The organism is Luteimonas sp. RIT-PG2_3 (genome assembly GCF_054902115.1).
Window position 1 is genome coordinate 59,987 of sequence record NZ_JBUBPF010000004.1, and the last position, 18,091, is coordinate 78,077.

Annotated in this window: 15 protein-coding genes and 1 pseudogene; 5 read left to right on the forward strand and 11 right to left on the reverse strand. The window is 69.0% G+C overall.

The window, feature by feature from the left end; genetic code table 11:
- Window positions 1–57 precede the first annotated feature (57 nt).
- The 9 genes and pseudogenes from ACYX7E_RS07350 to ACYX7E_RS07390 form a co-directional block, all read right to left on the reverse strand.
- Window positions 58–393 (reverse strand): BolA family protein, encoded by a 336-nt coding sequence (locus ACYX7E_RS07350; protein WP_462079923.1) that lies wholly within the window; start codon window positions 391–393, stop codon window positions 58–60.
- A 128-nt stretch (window positions 394–521) separates the two neighbouring features.
- The gene (locus ACYX7E_RS07355) at window positions 522–2,486 is read right to left on the reverse strand and encodes an acetyl-CoA hydrolase/transferase C-terminal domain-containing protein (protein WP_462079924.1); all 1,965 of its coding nucleotides are present in this window, start codon (window positions 2,484–2,486) and stop codon (window positions 522–524) included.
- Between the two features lie 84 nt (window positions 2,487–2,570).
- Window positions 2,571–3,191 (reverse strand): molybdenum ABC transporter ATP-binding protein, encoded by a 621-nt coding sequence (locus ACYX7E_RS07360; RefSeq protein WP_462079925.1) that lies wholly within the window; start codon window positions 3,189–3,191, stop codon window positions 2,571–2,573.
- On the reverse strand, window positions 3,191–3,883 hold the full coding sequence (modB, locus tag ACYX7E_RS07365; RefSeq protein WP_462079926.1) for a molybdate ABC transporter permease subunit: 693 nt from the start codon (window positions 3,881–3,883) through the stop codon (window positions 3,191–3,193). The genes ACYX7E_RS07360 and modB overlap by 1 nt, the downstream gene beginning before the upstream one ends.
- 24 nt (window positions 3,884–3,907) lie before the next feature.
- Window positions 3,908–4,675 (reverse strand): molybdate ABC transporter substrate-binding protein, encoded by a 768-nt coding sequence (gene modA, locus ACYX7E_RS07370; RefSeq protein ID WP_462080244.1) that lies wholly within the window; start codon window positions 4,673–4,675, stop codon window positions 3,908–3,910.
- A 162-nt stretch (window positions 4,676–4,837) separates the two neighbouring features.
- A complete protein-coding gene (locus ACYX7E_RS07375) occupies window positions 4,838–5,371 on the reverse strand; it encodes a hypothetical protein (protein ID WP_462079927.1) in 534 nt (177 codons plus the stop codon).
- Between the two features lie 89 nt (window positions 5,372–5,460).
- Window positions 5,461–6,261: pseudogene (locus ACYX7E_RS07380) on the reverse strand (MBL fold metallo-hydrolase); the annotation flags it as partial.
- A 137-nt stretch (window positions 6,262–6,398) separates the two neighbouring features.
- Complete coding sequence (locus ACYX7E_RS07385) at window positions 6,399–7,211, reverse strand: S1/P1 nuclease (protein ID WP_462079928.1); 813 nt, start codon at window positions 7,209–7,211, stop codon at window positions 6,399–6,401.
- A 328-nt stretch (window positions 7,212–7,539) separates the two neighbouring features.
- On the reverse strand, window positions 7,540–8,163 hold the full coding sequence (locus ACYX7E_RS07390) for an OmpW/AlkL family protein (protein WP_462079929.1): 624 nt from the start codon (window positions 8,161–8,163) through the stop codon (window positions 7,540–7,542).
- Between the two features lie 168 nt (window positions 8,164–8,331).
- Here ACYX7E_RS07390 and gap point away from each other — a divergent pair, with 168 nt between their 5' ends.
- From gap to ACYX7E_RS07405, 3 genes are all read left to right on the forward strand, one after another.
- Complete coding sequence (gap, locus tag ACYX7E_RS07395; RefSeq protein WP_462079930.1) at window positions 8,332–9,336, forward strand: type I glyceraldehyde-3-phosphate dehydrogenase; 1,005 nt, start codon at window positions 8,332–8,334, stop codon at window positions 9,334–9,336.
- 124 nt (window positions 9,337–9,460) lie between these two features.
- Complete coding sequence (locus ACYX7E_RS07400) at window positions 9,461–12,379, forward strand: DUF2339 domain-containing protein (RefSeq protein WP_462079931.1); 2,919 nt, start codon at window positions 9,461–9,463, stop codon at window positions 12,377–12,379.
- Window positions 12,376–13,758: a DUF3999 domain-containing protein gene (locus tag ACYX7E_RS07405; RefSeq protein ID WP_462079932.1), complete on the forward strand. Its 1,383-nt coding sequence runs from the start codon at window positions 12,376–12,378 to the stop codon at window positions 13,756–13,758. Before ACYX7E_RS07400 ends, ACYX7E_RS07405 begins: the two co-directional genes overlap by 4 nt.
- 97 nt (window positions 13,759–13,855) lie before the next feature.
- Here the strand turns inward: ACYX7E_RS07405 and tpx are convergent, their stop codons facing one another.
- Window positions 13,856–14,356, reverse strand: coding sequence for a thiol peroxidase (gene tpx / locus ACYX7E_RS07410; protein ID WP_462079933.1), 501 nt, complete (start codon window positions 14,354–14,356; stop codon window positions 13,856–13,858).
- A 286-nt stretch (window positions 14,357–14,642) separates the two neighbouring features.
- Here tpx and ACYX7E_RS07415 point away from each other — a divergent pair, with 286 nt between their 5' ends.
- Window positions 14,643–15,818: a phosphoglycerate kinase gene (locus tag ACYX7E_RS07415; RefSeq protein ID WP_462079934.1), complete on the forward strand. Its 1,176-nt coding sequence runs from the start codon at window positions 14,643–14,645 to the stop codon at window positions 15,816–15,818.
- Window positions 15,819–15,897: 79 nt separating this feature from the next.
- Here ACYX7E_RS07415 and ACYX7E_RS07420 read toward each other — a convergent pair whose 3' ends face one another.
- On the reverse strand, window positions 15,898–16,491 hold the full coding sequence (locus ACYX7E_RS07420) for a GNAT family N-acetyltransferase (RefSeq protein ID WP_462079935.1): 594 nt from the start codon (window positions 16,489–16,491) through the stop codon (window positions 15,898–15,900).
- Between the two features lie 122 nt (window positions 16,492–16,613).
- On the opposite strand from ACYX7E_RS07420, the gene pyk reads away from it, so the two are divergent.
- The gene (gene pyk, locus ACYX7E_RS07425; protein WP_462079936.1) at window positions 16,614–18,080 is read left to right on the forward strand and encodes a pyruvate kinase; all 1,467 of its coding nucleotides are present in this window, start codon (window positions 16,614–16,616) and stop codon (window positions 18,078–18,080) included.
- The last annotated feature ends 11 nt before the right edge of the window (window positions 18,081–18,091 follow it).

Sequence of the window (18,091 nt, forward strand, 5' to 3'; positions counted from 1 at the left end):
ATCGGGATCGGGTTCTGACGCAAACGGCGGCGTGGTCCCTGCGGGAGGTCAGCGCGCTCAGCGTTTGGCGGCGAGGTCGTGCTTGCTGCCGCCGCGGCAATGCGGGGAATCGGGCACCAGCACTTCGGCCGCCCATTCGGCTGGCGTGAACGTGTGCAGGGCCAGCGCGTGGATCTGCTGCATGATGTCGCCGAGCGCGCGATACACCGCCTGGTGCCGTTGCAACGCGCGCTTGCCGTCGAAACTGTCGCTGACCACCACCGCCTTGTAATGCGTTTCCAGGCCGCGGCTGTGCAGATGGCTTTCATCCGTCAGGTCGAGATGGCTCGGCTGCAGCACGGCCAGCGCGTCGCGGATGCTGTCGATACGGGGGCGGTCTTGCTGGCGGGTCATCTCGGTCTCCAGGGCAGGGGCCGATGTTATCACCGGGACCGTTTTCACTCGGTCGCGCCCAGCACGCCGCGCTCAGTGCGTCATGCTCGATACGTCCGGCTCGATACGCCTTGCTCGATACGTCAGGCTCAGGCGGCCGCGCCCGCTGGCTTCGCGGTCTGTCGCAGCGCGTGCGCGAGCAGGCGCGCCAGCAGGCGCTGCTTCCAAGTGGATGGCGCATCGAGCTGCATGCGCTGCAGGGCTTCCTGGTCCGCAGGCCCCTTGTCCATCACCGCCGCCACGATCGTGCGCAGCTTCGCCGGCAGCGTCCCGGTGTGCGTCTTCAACCAGCCCAGCGCGACCGTCAGGCGCTGCTCCACCTCGGTGAAGTCGCTCCCCAGCGGATAGTCGGGCAGGGTGCCATCGGTGCGGAACGGTGACAACCGGTCGCGCAGTGACGCGGCCGTATGCGCGGCCCATGTCGCCGGCGCGATGAAATCGTCGCGCAGCTTGCCGGCGGCGATGGCCGGACGCAGCAGCTCGTGATGGAACGCGGCATCGGCGATCGACGCCATCGCGATCACGCAGTCTTCGTCGACCTTGCCACGCAGGTCGGCAATGCCGTACTCGGTGATGTAGAGATCGCGCAGGTGGCGCGGGATCGTCGTATGGCCGTAGTTCCAGCGGATGTTGGATTCGCGCTGCCCATCGGCGTCGCGGCTGGCACGCAGCAGCAGCGACGAACGCGCATCCGGCAACGCGTGCGACATCGCGACGAAGTTGTATTGCCCGCCCACGCCGGACACCACGCGGCCGTCGTCCAGGCCATCGGACGCCGCCGCGCCAAGACCGGTGGCGATCATGCAGGTATTGAAGAAGCGTGCATCGCGACGCTGCATGCGCACCAGGCCCTCGTCGTACTCGGGCAAGGCATTGACCTCGCCGACGCGGCGCATGCCGATGCCGCGCCGGGTGTCTTCGTCGAGCGTGTGCAGCCAGTGGTAGAAATCCCCGGAGCCCAGGTAGAACGCGCCGTGCAGGAACTCGCCATCGCGTTCGACCAGTGCCTGCTCCTGCGCGTTGAGCGTGCCGGCATTCGCGCGTTGCATCAGCGCCGGCTTGTCGACGACCCTGCGGCGGATCACGCCGGCCTCGACCAGCCGCTTGAAGCCCTCGTTGATCATCTCGCTGCAGCCATACAGGCCCTGCTCGAAGGGCCCGAGGCCGCCACTGGCGATCACTGCCGGGTGGCTGTCCAGCGTGGGGTCCAGCGCAGCCAGCACACGGCGGTAGCGCGCGTTGTCCTGGTGTCGCAGCGCCAGCGCATGGCACAGCGCATCGGCCAGCGCACCGATGCCGATCTGCAGCGTGCCGCCATCGCGGACCAGCGTGCTCGCATACAGGCCGATCGCGTGCTGGGCATCGCTGACGGCATGGCGCGGCAGCGCGAACAGCTTCGGATACGGCGCCGGCGGCAGTACCACCAGGTCGAAGAAGGCGGCATCGACGACCGCCTCGCCGCCGAGCCATGGCAGTTGCGGATCGATCTCGGCCACCAGCAACGGCCTCGGCTTGCCATGCGCGACCAGGGCGTCGACGGCATCGAAGGTCAGGTCGGTATTGGACGACAGCGACAGCCGGCTGCCGTCCTCGTTGGCGGCGACCTTCTGCACGATGCAGTTGACGCCGCGGTCGGCCAGCGCGCGCGCGACGTGGGTGTAGTTGAGGCTGGCGTAATGGCGTTGTGCCTGCGACGACGACAGCATCGCGCCGGACTGCATGTAGAACTCTTCGACGGTGATGTGCCCGGGAAGCGCATTGCGCCGCAACGCATCGACATAGGTCAGGCGCGGGAAATCGGCACCGAAATGCCGGTCCAGGAACGGCTGCAGGAACCGCTGCTGCAGGCCTCCGCCGGCCGAGGGCAGGTCCAGCGACAGCGCCGTGTACAGCGCCAGCGTCTGCGAAGGATCGGCTTCGACGCGGGCATACAGCGCGTTCAACAACCGGTGCGGCTTGCCGATGCCGAGTGGTGCGCCGACATGCAGGGGGCCGGGAATCCGCGCCAGGATCTGCGCGACGGTGGCATCGATATCGTCGAGGAACTGGGTCATGGGCCTAGCCTAGCCTGCGCCGGCCCGGGCTTGGTGAAGGGGCCGACAACCGGACGCGTGCGCCCGCGGGCGCCCATCCAGGCCTCAGCCCAGGTCCTTGACCACGTCGGCGATCCTGCGCACTTCCTCGGGATGGTGGCTGACATAGATCATCGGCAGCCGGACCTCGTCGCGCACGCGCTGCAGGTAGGGGATCAGTTCCTCGCGACGGGCCTGGTCGAGGGCCGACAGCGGTTCGTCGAACAGCAGGATGGCCGGCTGCGACAACAATGCGCGGCCGATGGCGACGCGCTGCGCTTCGCCGCCCGACAGGTTGGCGGGCCGCCGCTGCAGCAGGTGGCCGATGCCCAGCAGCGCGACGATGCTGTCGAGATCGAACTGTGCCGGCGACGGACGGCCGACATGCCGGCCGTACAGCAGGTTGGCGCGGACGTCGCGATGCGGAAACAGCCGCGCGTCCTGGAACACGTAGCCGACGCGACGGCGGTGCGTCGGCACGTCGATGCGCCGGGCACTGTCGTACAGCACGCGGCCATCGATTTCGATGCGGCCCGCGCGCGGTGTCTGCAGCCCGGCGATCGCGTTGAGGATCGAGGTCTTGCCGGCGCCGGACGGGCCGACCACCGCGATGACGCGTGCATCCTCGTGGATGCGTACGTGTCGCTGGAACTGGCCGCGCTGCAGTTGCAGGTCGATGTCCAGCATCAGTCGATGTCCTCGCGACGCTGGCGACGCACCAGCCATTCCGAGGCCATCAGCGCCAGCAGCGAGATCGCCACCGCGACGCCGGCCAGCCGCCAGATGCCGGTTTCGCCATCGGGCACCTGCATCAGGCCGTAGATCGCCGACGACAGCGTCTGGGTTTCGCCGGGAATGTTGGACACGAAGGTGATCGTCGCGCCGAACTCGCCCAGCGCCTTGGCGAAGGCGAGCACGCCGCCCGCGACCAGTCCGGGCCAGGCCAGCGGCAGGGTCACGCTGAAGAACACCCGCAGCGGGCTGGCACCGAGGGTGGCGGCGGCCTGTTCCAGCCGGCGGTCGACCGCCTCGATCGACAACCGGATCGTGCGCACCATCAACGGGAACCCCATGATCGCGCTGGCCAGCGCGGCGCCGGTCCAGCGGAACGCGAAACTGATGCCCAGGTGCTCGGACAGCCACATGCCGACCGCGCCGTTGTTGCCCAGCAGCACCAGCAGCACATAGCCGACCACGACCGGCGGCAGCACCAGCGGCAGGTGGATCAGCGCATCCAGCAGCGACTTGCCGGGAAACCGCCGGCGCGCGAGCAGCCAGCCGGTCGCGATGCCCAGCGGCAGGCTGGCCAGGGCCGCCACGATGGCGACCTTCAGGCTCAGCACGATCGCTGTCAGTTCGGCGGGTGTGAAATCGAGCATCGAAGGTCCGCTGCGCCGCTGCGATCAGCGCAGCGAAAAGCCGTGCTTGCGGAAGATCGCGGACGCGGCGTCGCCTTGCAGCCAGGCGATGAAGCCAGGGGCGTCGGGATGCCGGCTGGCCTTGATCCTGGCGATCGGATAGACGATCGCCGGATGCGTGTTGGCCGGGAACGTCGCCAGCACCTTGACCCGCGCATCGGCACGCGCGTCGCTGCCGTAGACCACGCCCAGCGGGGTTTCACCGCGCGCGACCAGCAGCAGGGCCGCACGCACGTTCTCGGCTTCGGCCACCCTGGGTTGCAGCGCATTCCAGATGCCCAGCGTCTCGAACGCGGACTTCGCGTACTTGCCGGCCGGCACGCTGCTGGTCAGCGCCAGCGCGATGCGTCCCGATCCCAGTGCCGGCAGCAGGTCGACGCCCGGCTGCAGCACGATCGGCGACTGCCGGCTCGTGGCGGGCGCGATCAGCACCAGCGTGTTGCCGAGCAGGTTGTTGCGCGTCGCCGGATCGATCAGGCCGCGCTTGTCCAGGTAGTCCATCCAGTCCAGGTCGGCGGAGATGAAGGCATCGGCCGGTGCGCCCTGTTCGACCTGGCGTGCCAGCGCCGAGCTGCCGGCGTAGGACACGCGCACCTCATGGCCCGTGGCCTGCTGGTACGCGGCCGCGGCCTCGTCCAGCGATTCCTTCAGGCTGGCGGCGGCGAACACCGTCAGCGGCGACGCTGCCGCGCTCGCTGCCTGTGCCCAGGCGTTGCTGACCAGCATTCCCGTCGCGAGCACGAGGGCCAGCATCGGCTTCATCAGCGCGGAGATCCGGGCAGAGGAGGGCAGGGTCATGACAGATCCTTGGGGTGGGCAGGGGGCAGGCGAGTATCGCAAACGTCCCGGTCAGCTTAATGACCGCAGGGCCTGCGTACAGGCTGTCGCCGGGATGCTGTGTCGCGCATGCGCGGCTCAGGGCGCGACGATCACCGTGATCGCCTCGATCTGCCGGATCCAGCGCGCCGGGCGCGATTCGTTGGGCGCGATCAGGCGCAGCGGGCCATCGTCGTCGCCGAGCGGCTTGCCGTCGCAGCGGTCGACCAGCCACACCTCGGCGCCGCCGAGCGACGCGTCGAGTTCGGCCAGCGAGAACAGGCCGCGATAACCGTCGCGTGCCGTCACCAGCACATAGCGGTCGAGGCCGTTGCTGCCACGCAGCGGTTCCGACGGCATTGCATTCGACGCGCGCAGCACACTCGCGAGTGGGAAACCTTCGCACGACAGCGACTTGCCATGGGCCGTGGCGTTGACCGGCTTGCGCGGGCCCAGGCGTTCGAGAGTGGCGGCATCGATCGCGACCGCGAGCGGCGACGGCGCGACCGGCGTCGAGGCGCGGCCGCCGTCGTGTTCGTGGTCCTGCGCCGCTGCCAGCACCTGGGAAGGCAGCAGGGCGGCGGCCACAGCCAGCAGGGCAGATAGCGCACAGCGCAGGGAGGAGCAGGTCATGTCGCGTCTTCCAGGGAGGTGGAGGTCAGGCAGTGGTCCAGCGGCAGCTTCAGGTAGCGCACGCCGTTGGATTCGGGCGCTGGCAGCGCGCCTGCCCGGATGTTGGTCTGGATCGCCGGCAGGATCAATGCCGGCATCGACAGTGTGCGGTCGCGGGCATCGCGCAGTGCGACGAACGCGTCCTGCGTCGTGCCCGCGCGCAGGTGGATGTTGTCGCGCTTCTGCGCGCCGATCGAGGTCTCGCAGGCGACGTCGCGGCCATTGGGGCCGTAGTCGTGGCAGACGAAGACGCGCGTGTTGTCCGGCAACGCGTAGAGGCGCTGGATCGATGCGAACAGCGCGCTCGCGCTGCCACCGGGGAAGTCGCAACGTGCGGTGCCGCCGTCGGGCATGAACAGCGAGTCGCCGGTGAACAGCGCATCGCCGACCAGGTAGGCATTGCTGTCGCTGGTATGCCCCGGCACTGCGATCACCTGCGCATCGAGCGCGCCGATCGCGAAGCGCTCGCCGTCGCCGAACAGGCGATCGAACTGCGATCCGTCGATCGGGAAATGCTCGCCGAGGTTGTAGATCGGCCGGAACGTCTTCTGCACGTCGCGGATGCCTTCGCCGATCGCCAGGGTCGCCGCAGGCAAGGCCTGCTTGAGCCAGTGCCCCGCCGACAGGTGGTCGGCGTGCGCGTGGGTCTCGAGGATCCAGCGCACATCGAGCGCGCAGGCCTGCACATGCGCGAGCAGACGCTGCGCGCTGGTGGTCGACGTGCGCGCGGAGGCGATCTCGAAATCCAGCACTGGATCGATGATCGCGGCCTGGGCGGTCGCCGGATCGGCAACGATGTAGCTCCAGGTACTGCTGCCGTCATGGAAGAACGGTGTCACCGTGGGGGGCATGGAAGGCCTGCCGGATCTGTGGAAGGGCGGCTGCGCGTGGCGATGGATTCGGGCGATGCAGGCTCGATTATTGCAGCGTCGCGGGTGAGCAGGACGTTATCCGCCAGCGTGGCCTTGCGCGGGGTGCATGCCGCAGATCAGCCCTGGGCGAGCGCGTCGTTGAGCACTGCGGCGAGCCGCGCGCCCGCGCGCAACAACGCCTGGTCGGCGACCGGCAGGTAATGCTGGACGTAACTGGCCGGCACGTTGGCCTTTGCCGGGTAGAAGCCGGGCGCGGCGACGATCGCGCAGGATTCCCCGGCCCAGCTGGCGGCATCCGCCGCCTGCACATGGACGACGGCCTGCGATGCCTGCGCACGCAGCGCCAGCAGGTGCGCGAGGTAGTCGGATTCGCGCAGTTGCCGCGTTCCCAGCAGGCCGCTGTCCCAGAGCCTGTGCAGGTTGCTGCCGCGGCCTTCGAACTGGATCTGCACGGTGTTGCCGCCGCGGTCCCTTGCCAGCCCCGCATGCAGCGGCTGATGGATGTCGCCGACGAAATGCACGACGAACTTCAAGGCCTGCAGGCGCTCGTGATCGGGGCGCGAGCGGTCGGCGAGGATCGCGGCCTGGGCCTGGATCGCGTCGACGACGCAATGGCCATCCCGGCACTGCACGCTGGCATCGTACCGGCAATGGCCATCGTCGAAGTTGACGTAATGCCAGGCGGCTGAGCGGCGGCCGAGGTCTGGGTCCTGCTCGCGCAGGGTGTCGGCCCAGTTGGCGATACCGGCCAGCGAGGGCTCGGGTTCGTCCGCCAGCAGGCGTTCGATCTGCCGGCGAGCGTCCGGGTTCAGCCCGGTATCGGCCAGTCGTGCCACCAGGCGGTGGCCCAGTGGTCCCCAGGCGTGGGCGGGGGGCGGCGCCAACACGCAGGCGATGGCGATCAGGGCGGTGCAGAAGCGGATCATCATCGGCCTATGGTATTTCACCCGGCGCCGCGAGCCGACCTGCGGGGTGCTTGCGGGGCGATTCGAACGCGCAGATCGGGCCGCTCAAGCGGCTCAAGACGGCATCGTCGACGGCGCCGAATAGGCGAGACCGGATCGGGCTCGCCCAGGAGGGCCGGCATGTCGCGGGTGTCGGCCCGGTGGCCGGCCATGGCGCGGTCCCGTCTCTGGAGGGAGGGTCCATCTGGCGCCTGTCGCTCCTGCGGGGCCTGCCACCGGGTCCGACGTGGATCGCAAAGATCGCAAACGTGACGTGGTCGCGCGCGCTGCGGCGCGCGACCGTTGCCGCGGTTCAGAACTTGAACATCAGCGAGAGGCCATAGACGCGCGGGTCGATGTCGACCTTGCCCAGGTTCGCGCCGTCCAGGCTGACGTCCGAGCTGATATCGATGTAGCGCGCGTCGACGCGCAGCGCGGCGTTCTCGGCCAGCCTGACATCGACGCCGACATGGCCGGCCACGCCCCAGGAATCGTCCAGCGACAGGGACGAGCCGGCCAGCGCGCCGCGGGTGTCTTCACTGAAGAACCGGGTGTAGTTGACGCCGACGCCGACGAACGGCGAGACCGTGCCGGCATGGCTGAAGTGGTACTGCAGCGAGACCACCGGCGGCAGGTGCTTGGTCGAGCCGACCTTGCCCAGTCCGGCGATGTTGATGTCGTGCTCGAACGGCAGTGCCGCCAGCACTTCGATGCCCAGGCCGTCGCGCACGAAGTACTCGCCGGTGATCGTCGGGCGCACGCTGTCGCCGATCTCCACCGGCAGGGTGCCGCCGGCCAGCGCGCCGTTGTCGGATTTGGGCGACACGTTGTGCAGGCCGACGCCGAGGGTCCAGTCGCCCTTCGACTGGGCGGCCGCCGGGGCCGCGACCGCGCCGGCGGCGGCCAGCAGGGCCAGGGAAAGCAGTGTCTTGTTCATCGAGCGGAATCCATCTGTGTGGGGATGGCGACAGTGTCCGCCTGGCGCGCGCCGGGCACATTGACCGCGGTCATTGCAAAAACGCGGCGATTGCGCTTGCGTCCCCGGCCGTCTGCATGCTGCTAAAATGGGCGTTCTTTTCCAGTCCTCGTCCGGGAGTCGCGCATCATGGCAATCAAGGTAGGCATCAACGGTTTCGGGCGCATCGGGCGCAACGTGCTGCGTTCGGCAGTGCAGAACTTCGGCAAGGACATCGAGATCGTCGCCATCAACGATCTGCTGGAGCCCGACTACCTGGCCTACATGCTGCAGTACGACTCGGTGCACGGCCGCTTCGACGGCGACGTCAAGGTCGAGGGCAATACGCTGATCGTCAACGGCAGGAAGATCCGCCTGACCCAGGAACGCGATCCGGCCAACCTGAAGTGGGACGAAGTGGGCGCCGAAGTCGTCATCGAGTCGACCGGCCTGTTCCTCGACAAGGCCACCGCGCAGAAGCACATCGACGCGGGCGCGAAGAAGGTCGTGCTGTCGGCGCCGTCGAAGGACGACACGCCGATGTTCGTCTACGGCGTCAACGACAAGACCTACAACGGCGAGGCGATCATCTCCAATGCCTCGTGCACGACCAACTGCCTGGCGCCGATCGCCAAGGTGCTGCACGACAAGTGGGGCATCAAGCGCGGCCTGATGACCACCGTGCATGCGGCCACCGCGACGCAGAAGACCGTCGACGGCCCGAGCAACAAGGACTGGCGCGGCGGCCGCGGCATCCTGGAGAACATCATCCCGTCCAGCACCGGCGCGGCCAAGGCCGTCGGCGTGGTGATCCCGGAGCTCAACAAGAAGCTGACCGGCATGAGCTTTCGCGTGCCGACCTCCGACGTGTCGGTGGTCGACCTGACGGTCGAGCTCGAGAAGGACGCCAGCTACGAGGAGATCAAGGCCGAGATGAAGGCGCAGTCCGAGGGCGCGCTGAAGGGCATCCTGGGTTACACCGAGGACAAGGTCGTGGCCACCGATTTCCGTGGCGACACCCGGACCTCGATCTTCGACGCCGAGGCCGGCATCGCGCTCGACAAGACCTTCGTCAAGATCGTCAGCTGGTACGACAACGAGTGGGGCTACTCCAACAAGTGCCTGGAGATGGTCCGCGTGGTCGCGGCCAAGTAAGCGGGCGGTAGCCTGAAGTGATACTTGAAGCCCCGCACTGCGGGGCTTCTTGTCTTTGGGCGGTGCGCGGTTATCGTGGACGGCATTGCGCCCCGGTCCCCGGGTGCGGGCAGGGAGACAAGACATGGAGTCCATCATCGGCCTGGCCGTGCTGGTGGTCCTGGCGGTGCCGGTACTGCTGATCGTGGCGCTGGTGTCGATCAGCGGCCTGAAGGCGCGGGTCGGCGAACTGGAAGTGCTGGTCGGCGAACTGGAAGTGCTGGTCTCGCAGTTGCGCCTGCAGGCAACTCCGGCAAGGCCCGCCAGTGCTGCCGCGCCCGCCGCCGCGGACCGTCCTGACACGCGCGTCGCGCAGCCTCCGGCCGGCGACGGCGCGGCCACCCGCAACGCCTCGCCGCCTGCCCCTGCCGCCCCTGCTCCCGCGTCCGGCAACGCCGACGCGCTGTCGTATGCCGAGCGCCTGCAGGCCAGCCTGCCGCCGGGGCCGGCAACGCCCGCAGCGACGCTGCCCGATCCGCTCGATCCGCTTGCCCCGCTCGATTCCCTGCGCCAGGGCTCGCCGCCGCCCCTGCCGCCGCGCCCGGTCGCGGCGGCGGCCTCGACGGCATCGGTGGCCGCCCCCCGCAAGGCTGGCGAGCAGGCGCCGCCGCGACGTCCGCGCAGCGCGGAGCCCACCGCCGTCGAACCCGCCGCCGTCGATGTCTTCCTGCGTGCGGTCAAACGCTGGTTCACCACCGGCAACATTCCGGTCAAGGTCGGCATGCTGGTGCTGCTGGCTGGCGTCGCTTCCCTGCTGAAGTACGCGACCGACGAAGGCTGGTTCCGCTTCCCGATCGAGTTGCGCCTGGCCGGCATCGCCATGGCCGCGCTGGCCGCGCTGGTGTTCGGCTGGCGACAGCGCAGCGGCAAGCCGGCCTTCGCGCTGGCATTGCAGGGGGGAGCGATCGGCATCCTGCTGTTGACGGTGTTCGCCGCGTTCAAGCTGTATGCCCTGATCGACGCCGGGCCTGCGTTCGCGCTGACGGTACTGCTGGTCGCAGGCCTGGGCGTGCTGGCGGTCCTGCAGGACTCGCGCACGCTGGCCGTGCTCGGCATCCTCGCCGGCTTCCTGGCGCCGATCTGGCTGTCGACCGGTAGCGGCAACCATGTCGCGTTGTTCTCGTATTACGCGGTGCTCAATGTCGCGATCTTCGCGATCGCCTGGACCAAGTCGTGGCGTGTCCTCAACCTGCTCGGCTTTGCCTTCACCTGGGGCATCGGCACCGTGTGGGGCGTGCTCGACTACACGCCGGCCAAGCTGGCCAGCACGCAGCCGTTCCTGCTGCTGTTCTTCGTGTTCTACCTGCTGCTGCCGATCCTCCATGCGCGTCGTTCCCCCGCCAGCCGACGCGACCTGATCGACGGCTGCCTGGTGTTCGGCACGCCGCTGATCGCGTTCTCGCTGCAGGCCGGCCTGTTGCACGGCGAACGCATGACGCTGGCCCTGTGCGCGCTGGGACTGGGCGTGCTGTATGCCGCGCTGGCATGGGCCACGCTGCGCCGCGAGCGGCTGGCGGCGCTCGGTCAGTGTTATGCGTTGCTCGCGGTCGGCTTCGCGACGTTGGCCGTGCCGCTGGGACTGTCGGCCAACGCCACGGCCTGCGTGTTCGCGCTGGAAGGCGCCGCGCTGGCCTGGCTGGGCCTGCGCCAGCAACGCTGGTTGCCGCAGGTCACGGGCCTGGCGTTGCAGGTGCTGGCGGGCGTGTCCTACCTCGTCGGCATCAAGGCCTGGCAGATGGAGGCGATGCCGATCTTCAATGCCGCCTTCATGGGCGCGCTGCTGATGGCGCTGGCGGGTTGGGCCAGTGCCTGGGCCTATCGCCAGCGCGGGCAGGCGGCGCCGGCACTGGCGTACTACCTGTGGGCCCTGGCCTGGTGGTGCGGCGCCGGACTGCACCAGATCGAACGTTACGTCGAACCCGACGCCGTCGCCGTCGACTGGGTGCTCGGTTTCGTCGCGCTGACCGGCTGGCTGGCCGCCGAAGTGCATCGCCGGGCACCGGCACGCGTGCTGGCCGGGACCAGCCTGGTGGCGATCGCGATGGCGGTGCCGCTGGCGTTCGTGCAGGACATGTCCCACCAGCATCCGTTCGGCGGGCTCGGCCTGGTGGCCTGGGCGCTGTTCGCGCTGCTCGGCCTGCGCAGCCTGGTCTGCCTGCGCGATAGCGGCGATGCGCGCCATGCGCCGTTCGCAGCATGGGCGCAGTTGTGCTGGTGGATCGTCTGGGCCGTCACGCTGACCCTGTCCGCGCTGTGGCTCGCCGGTCACTTGGGCCTGGGCGATGGCTGGCACTGGCTGCTGGTCGCGGCCCCGTGGCTGGTCCTGGCGGCGATCTCGATCCTGGCCTGGCCGCTGCTGCGGTTCCCGGTCGGCGAGCGCTTCGACGCCCTGCGCCTGCCACTGCAGGTCGCGGTCTTTCTGTTGATCGCGGCCTGGTGGCTCGGTGCCCTGATGTCCTCCGGAGGCAGCAGCCCGCTGCCGTGGCTGCCGCTGGTGAATCCGCTGGACCTGGCCCAGGTGGCGGCCATGGTGCTGGCCACGCAGTGGGTGCGGTCGCCGGCGCTGGCCGCGTGGACCGGCGCGCGCAGGCGCCTGCTGCCGGCCGCGGCCTTCGTGCTGATCACGACGATCACGCTGCGTGGCGTCCACCAGCTTGGCGGCGTGGCCTGGGATTCGACGTTGTTGGGCGCGAGCCTGGCGCAGACCAGCCTGACCGTGGTCTGGAGCATCCTGGGTGTCAGCGGCTGGATCATCGGGTCGCGACGGGGCCGCCGCGGCCTGTGGCTGGCCGGCGCGCTGCTGATGGCGGTGGTGCTGGCCAAGCTGGTGCTGGTGGACCGCCAGCACCTCGGCAACCTGCTGGGCATCGGCTCGTTCATCGCCTACGGCCTGCTGTGCACGCTGGTGGGTTACCTGGCCCCGGCACCGCCGCGCGATGCGACGGCGGCACCGGATACGCGCGACGACGCGGGTCGTGACGAGCGGGCGGAGGTGAGCGCATGAAACGCTGGTGGTGGTTGTGCCTGCTGGTGCTGCCGGGAGGGGCTGCGGCCGACGTGCTGTCCGATTACGCCACGCGCTGGCCGCTGACATTGGCGACCGATGATGCCGGCGCGTATCGGGTGGAGGTCTCGACCGAGTTGTACCGCGCGACGCAATCGCCGGCACTGCGCGACCTCGACGTGATCAATGCCGATGGCCAGACGGTTCCGGCGACGGTATTCGCCGCCGCCCAGCCGGAAACAGGCACGGCGAGCTATCGCGAACTGCGCTGGTTCCCGCTGCCGGTCGATGCCCGTCAAGCCGTCGACGACATCGCGCTGGAAGTCCGCCGCAATGCCGACGGCAGCGTGGTGCGCATCGAGACGCGCGGCGCCGGTGCATCGACCGTTGCGGGCGCTGCGAACGCGCGGGCCTGGCTGATCGATGCCAGCGCGGTGCGCGAGCGCATCGTCGCGCTCGAACTCGAATGGCGCAGCGACGCCAGCTTCGACCATCGCTATCGCGTTGAGGCCAGCGACGACCTGCGCAGCTGGCAGGTGGTGCAGTCGCACGTGCAACTGGTGGAACTGCGCAATGGGGGCGCCAAGCTCGAGCAGCGGCGTATTCCCCTCGATGGCCAGGGCCGCTACCTGCGGCTGTCGCCGGTTGCGGCGTCGTCGGGCGAGTCGCTGCCGCTGACACGCATCCATGCCGTCATCGCGCCGCGCCTGAAGCCGGTGGCTTGGCAGTGGCAGGCCCTGCAGGGACAGGCGGTCAAGGAAGCCAATGCGACCGCGCACCTGTATCGGCTGGACGGGCGCTTTCCGGTCGAGCAGGTCGACCTGCTGCTGGACGGCAACGATGCCGCCGAATGGATCCTCTACAGCCGCGATGCCGACGATGCCTCGTGGCAACGCCGGGCCGGGCCGTGGATGGCGTTCCAGGTCGGGCAGGGCGCCGATGGCAACCGCTCGCCGTCGCAGATGCTGGGGCACGTGGTGCGCGACCGGCAATGGAAGCTGGTCAGCCGCAGCGCGTCGGCGGCGTCGCCGCAACTGCGGCTGGGTTACCGCAACGAATCGCTGGTGTTCCTGGCACAGGGGCCGGGGCCGTATGCGGTCGTCGCCGGCAGCGTGAGGACCACGCGTGCGCAGGCGCCGCTGCCGGAGCTGATCGCGGCGATGCGCCGGCAGCGTGGCGATGCCTGGCAACCGGGCACCGCGACCATCGGCGCATCGCAGGCATTGGCCGGCGCGGCCGCGCTGACTGCGGCGCCCACACCTCGCGACTGGAAGGCCTGGCTGCTGTGGGGCGTGCTGATCGTGGGCGCGGCGGTCGTCGCCGGCTTCGCGATGAGCCTGTTGCGCCAGCGTTCGCCAGGGGCGTCCGACGCGGACTGAGGCGGCGACGCAGGGGTCGCAGGGGTCGCCAGGCGCGGGGCGCGCCCTTGGGTGCGTCGGCGGCGCGAGGTCGCTCCGCCGGGGTTCCGCGGTTCGGTCAGGCTAGCACGGCCAGGGCCGCGTCGTAGTCGGGTTCGTCGGCGATCTCGCTGACCAGCTGCGCATGCAGCACGCGGTTGTCAGTGTCCAGCACGACGACGGCGCGTGCGGCCAGTCCGGCCAGCGGGCCATCGGCGATCGACACCCCGTAGTCCTTCAGGAAATCGCGGCCCCGCAGCGTCGACAGCATGGCGACATTGTCCAGGCCTTCGGCGCCGCAGAAGCGCGCCTGCGCGAATGGCAGGTCGGCCGAGATGCACAGCACCGCGGTGTTGTCGGCCTGCGAGGCCAGCGTATTGAAACGGCGGACCGAGGTCGCGCAGGTGCCGGTGTCGACGCTGGGAAAGATGTTGAGCAGCTTGCGGCGGCCGTCGAAGGCGGCCAGCGTGACATCGGCAAGATCCTTGCCGACCAGCGAGAAGGCGGGCGCCGTGCTGCCGACCGGGGGGAATGCGCCGTCGATGCGGACCGGGGTGTCGCGAAGGGTGACCTGGGACATGAGGTTGCCTGTTGTCGGATTGGTGGAAAGGGGGACGCGGGTAGGGCGCGATGATCGAATCAATATTGCGGGTCGATATTGTGGACGATCACGGTCCGGATCGCCGCGTGCGCGAGGGCCCGGGCCTCGCCTCGACGGCTGCGCATTTGCCCCGCCCATGGCGACACCCGACAATACCGGCCTGTTGCGGGTCGGGTCTTCCCGGCCTGGCCGCCAGCGCGGTGTCGGCATGGCTGCCTTCGACGCGCATGGCCCCCTTTTCCCATGACTTCCTGCGAGTAACCCGATGTCCATCGTCCGTATGACCGATCTCGACCTGTCCGGCAAGCGCGTGTTGATCCGGCAGGATCTCAATGTCCCCATCGAGGGTGGAGAAATCACCTCCGAGCAGCGCATCACCGCGTCCCTGCCGACGTTGCGTCACGCGCTTGCGCAAGGGGCTGCGGTGATGGTGACCTCGCACCTGGGGCGTCCGAAGGAGGGCGAGTGGAGCCAGGAGAATTCGCTGGCGCCGGTGGCCGCGCGGTTGTCGGCACTGCTCGGCGTCGACGTGCCGCTGGTGCGCGACTGGGTCGATGGCGTCGATGTCGCCCCCGGGCAGATCGTGCTGCTGGAAAACTGCCGCATGAATGTCGGCGAGGGCAAGGATGACGAGGCGTTGTCGAAGAAGTACGCAGCCTTGTGCGATGTCTTCGTCATGGACGCCTTCGGCACCGCGCATCGCGCCCAGGCGTCGACCCATGGCGTGATCCGGCATGTGCCCGTCGCGGCCGGCGGCCCACTGCTGATGGCTGAACTCGATGCCCTGGCCAAGGCGCTGGACAAGCCGGCGCGCCCGCTGCTGGCGATCGTCGCCGGCAGCAAGGTGTCGACGAAGCTGGAACTGCTGTCGTCGCTGGTCGGCAAGGTCGACCAGTTGATCGTCGGTGGCGGCATTGCCAACACCTTCATCGCCGCGCAGGGACATGCCGTCGGCAAGTCACTGTACGAAGCCGACCTGCTGGGCACCGCGAACGCGATCATCGACGAAGCCAGGTCGCGCGGCGCCGACATCCCGATTCCGAGCGACGTCGTCGTGGCCGACAGGTTCAGCGCCGATGCGGTGGCGACGGTCAAGCCGGTCGATGGGGTGGCCGCGGACGACCTGATCCTGGACATCGGCCCGGAGACCGCAGTGCGCTACGCCGAGCTGATCGCCAAGGCCGGGACCGTGGTCTGGAACGGTCCGGTCGGCGTGTTCGAGTTCGACGCGTTCGGCAAGGGCACCGAGACGCTGGCGCGCGCGATCGCGGCATCGCCGGCGTTCTCGATCGCCGGTGGCGGCGACACGCTGGCGGCCGTGGACAAGTACGACATCGCCGATGACATCAGCTACATCTCCACCGGCGGCGGCGCGTTCCTGGAATTCCTGGAAGGCAAGGTGCTGCCGGCCGTGGCGGCATTGCAGGCGCGCGCTGGCTGACGCCAGCGGCGTCGGCTGCCTGGTTTGAGTAACCTGATGTCCAGTGGCCTGATGTCGCGCTGCCTGACGTCAGTCCGGCTCAACGACTGGCGCGCTGCCGCCAGTCCGTTGCGATCAGTCCGAAGATCTCGGCCTCGGGTTCGCCGTTGTCGTTGCCGGTGATGGCGCGGTCGCGGAGGCCCTCGCTGCTGAAGCCCTGGCGCAGCAGCAATTGCCGCGAGCGCGCGTTGCCGGGATCGATGTCGGCCTGGATGCGTTCGACATCGAGCGTCCTGCAGGTCCAGTCGAGTGCCAGGGTCGTGGCTTCGGTCGCCAGTCCCTGTCGCCAATATCCGGGATGCAATGAATAACCGATGTCCACGCGACGACGGCGGGCATCGAAACCATGCAGGCTCAGCGTGCCGACGACCCGGTCTTCGGCACGCGTGGCAATCACCCAGTTGATCATGTCCCTGCGTTCGAACTGCGCCAGGATCTCGTCGATCCTGGCGACGGCCTGGTCGCGCCGCGTCATCGCCGGTGCACGCCAGTAACGCATCACTTCGGATGCCGAAAACAGCGCGAATACCGCATCGGCGTCGCCCGCGTCGGGCGCGCGCAGGCGCAGCCTGCGTGACTGCAGCAACGGGAATCCCGGCAACTGCAACAGCGTCAGGTTCATGTCCCGGGACATCGTGCTCATCCATCGGCGCGGTAGGCTAGGATAGCCACAGTCCAGCATGCACAGGTGTTTCCACCTGTCGCTGCGCCGTAGCACCCACGCCCATCGTCCATCCCCGGGAGGGATCGTCCGCAATGTCCGAACACCGTCGTCGTACCCGAATCCTTGCCACCCTGGGGCCCGCGACCGACGCGCCCGGCGTGCTCGATGCCATCCTGCGCGCGGGGGTCGACGTGGTGCGGCTGAACTTCTCCCATGGCGATCCATCCGACCAGATCGCGCGCGCGCAGGCCGTGCGTGAAGCCGCGCAGCGGGTGGGCAAGGAAGTGGGCATCCTCGCCGACCTGCCGGGTCCGAAGATCCGTGTCGAGAAGTTCGCCGAAGGCAAGGTGGCGCTGCGCACCGGCGACCGGTTCGACCTGCTGGCCAGCGCGGACGCGCCGCTGGGGACGCAGCATGAAGTCGGCGTCAGCTACCTCGGCCTGCCGGGCGACCTGTCGCCGGGCGACGTGCTGATGCTCGACGACGGCATGGTGCAGTTGCAGGTCGACCGCATCGAAGGCGAACGCATCGTCACCAGCGTGCTCAACGACAGCGTGCTGTCCAACCGCAAGGGGCTCAACAAACTCGGTGGTGGCCTGTCGCTGGGCGCGCTGACCGAACGCGATCGTGAACTGATCGCGGTTGCGGCCGAGATCGGTGTCGACTTCATCGCGGTGTCGTTCTGCCGCAACGCCGCCGACATGAACGAAGCGCGTGCGATCGCGCGCTCGCATGGTTGCGATGCGGCGATGGTGTCCAAGGTCGAGCGTGCCGAAGCGATCGAGAACCTGGCCGAGGTCATCGACGCCAGCGACGTGGTGATGGTCGCGCGCGGCGATCTTGGCGTCGAGATCGGCGATGCCGAACTGCCGGGCCTGCAGAAAAAGATCATCCGCGAGTCGCTGGCACGCAGCAAGGTGGTGATCACCGCCACGCAGATGCTGCAATCGATGGTCGACAGCCCGATCCCGACCCGCGCCGAGGTGCTCGACGTCGCCAATGCCGTCATCGACGGCACCGATGCAGTGATGCTGTCGGCCGAAACCGCGGCCGGCAATTTCCCGCTGCGTTCGGTCGAGGCGATGGCGCGCGTGTGCATCGGCGCCGAGCGCCAGTTCGCGCACGACACCGATTTCGAAAAGGCCCAGCGCAACCTGGCGCGCGCCGACCAGGCGATCGCGATGGCGACGATGTTCCTGACCGAGCACATCGGCGTGCGCGCGATCGTCGCGATGACCGAGTCCGGCGGCACCGCGCGCTTCCTGTCGCGCTTCCGCTCCAGCGCGCCGATCTATGCCTTCGCCCGCCACGATGGTTCGCGGCGGCGCATGGCGATGATGCGCGACGTGTTCCCGATGGACTACGACAGCCGCGGCCAGACCCCGCGCGAGGCGGCTCGCGGCAGCATCCGCAAGCTGGTCGAGGCCGGCCTGCTGGAGCCGGGCGACCGGGTCGTCTTCACCAGCGGCGAGCACATGGAGACCCATGGCGCCACCAACACGCTGCGGCTGCTGCAGATCGGCGCCGACGGCCGCGCCGAGGGGCTGGGCGAGCTCTAGGCCCTGTCTTC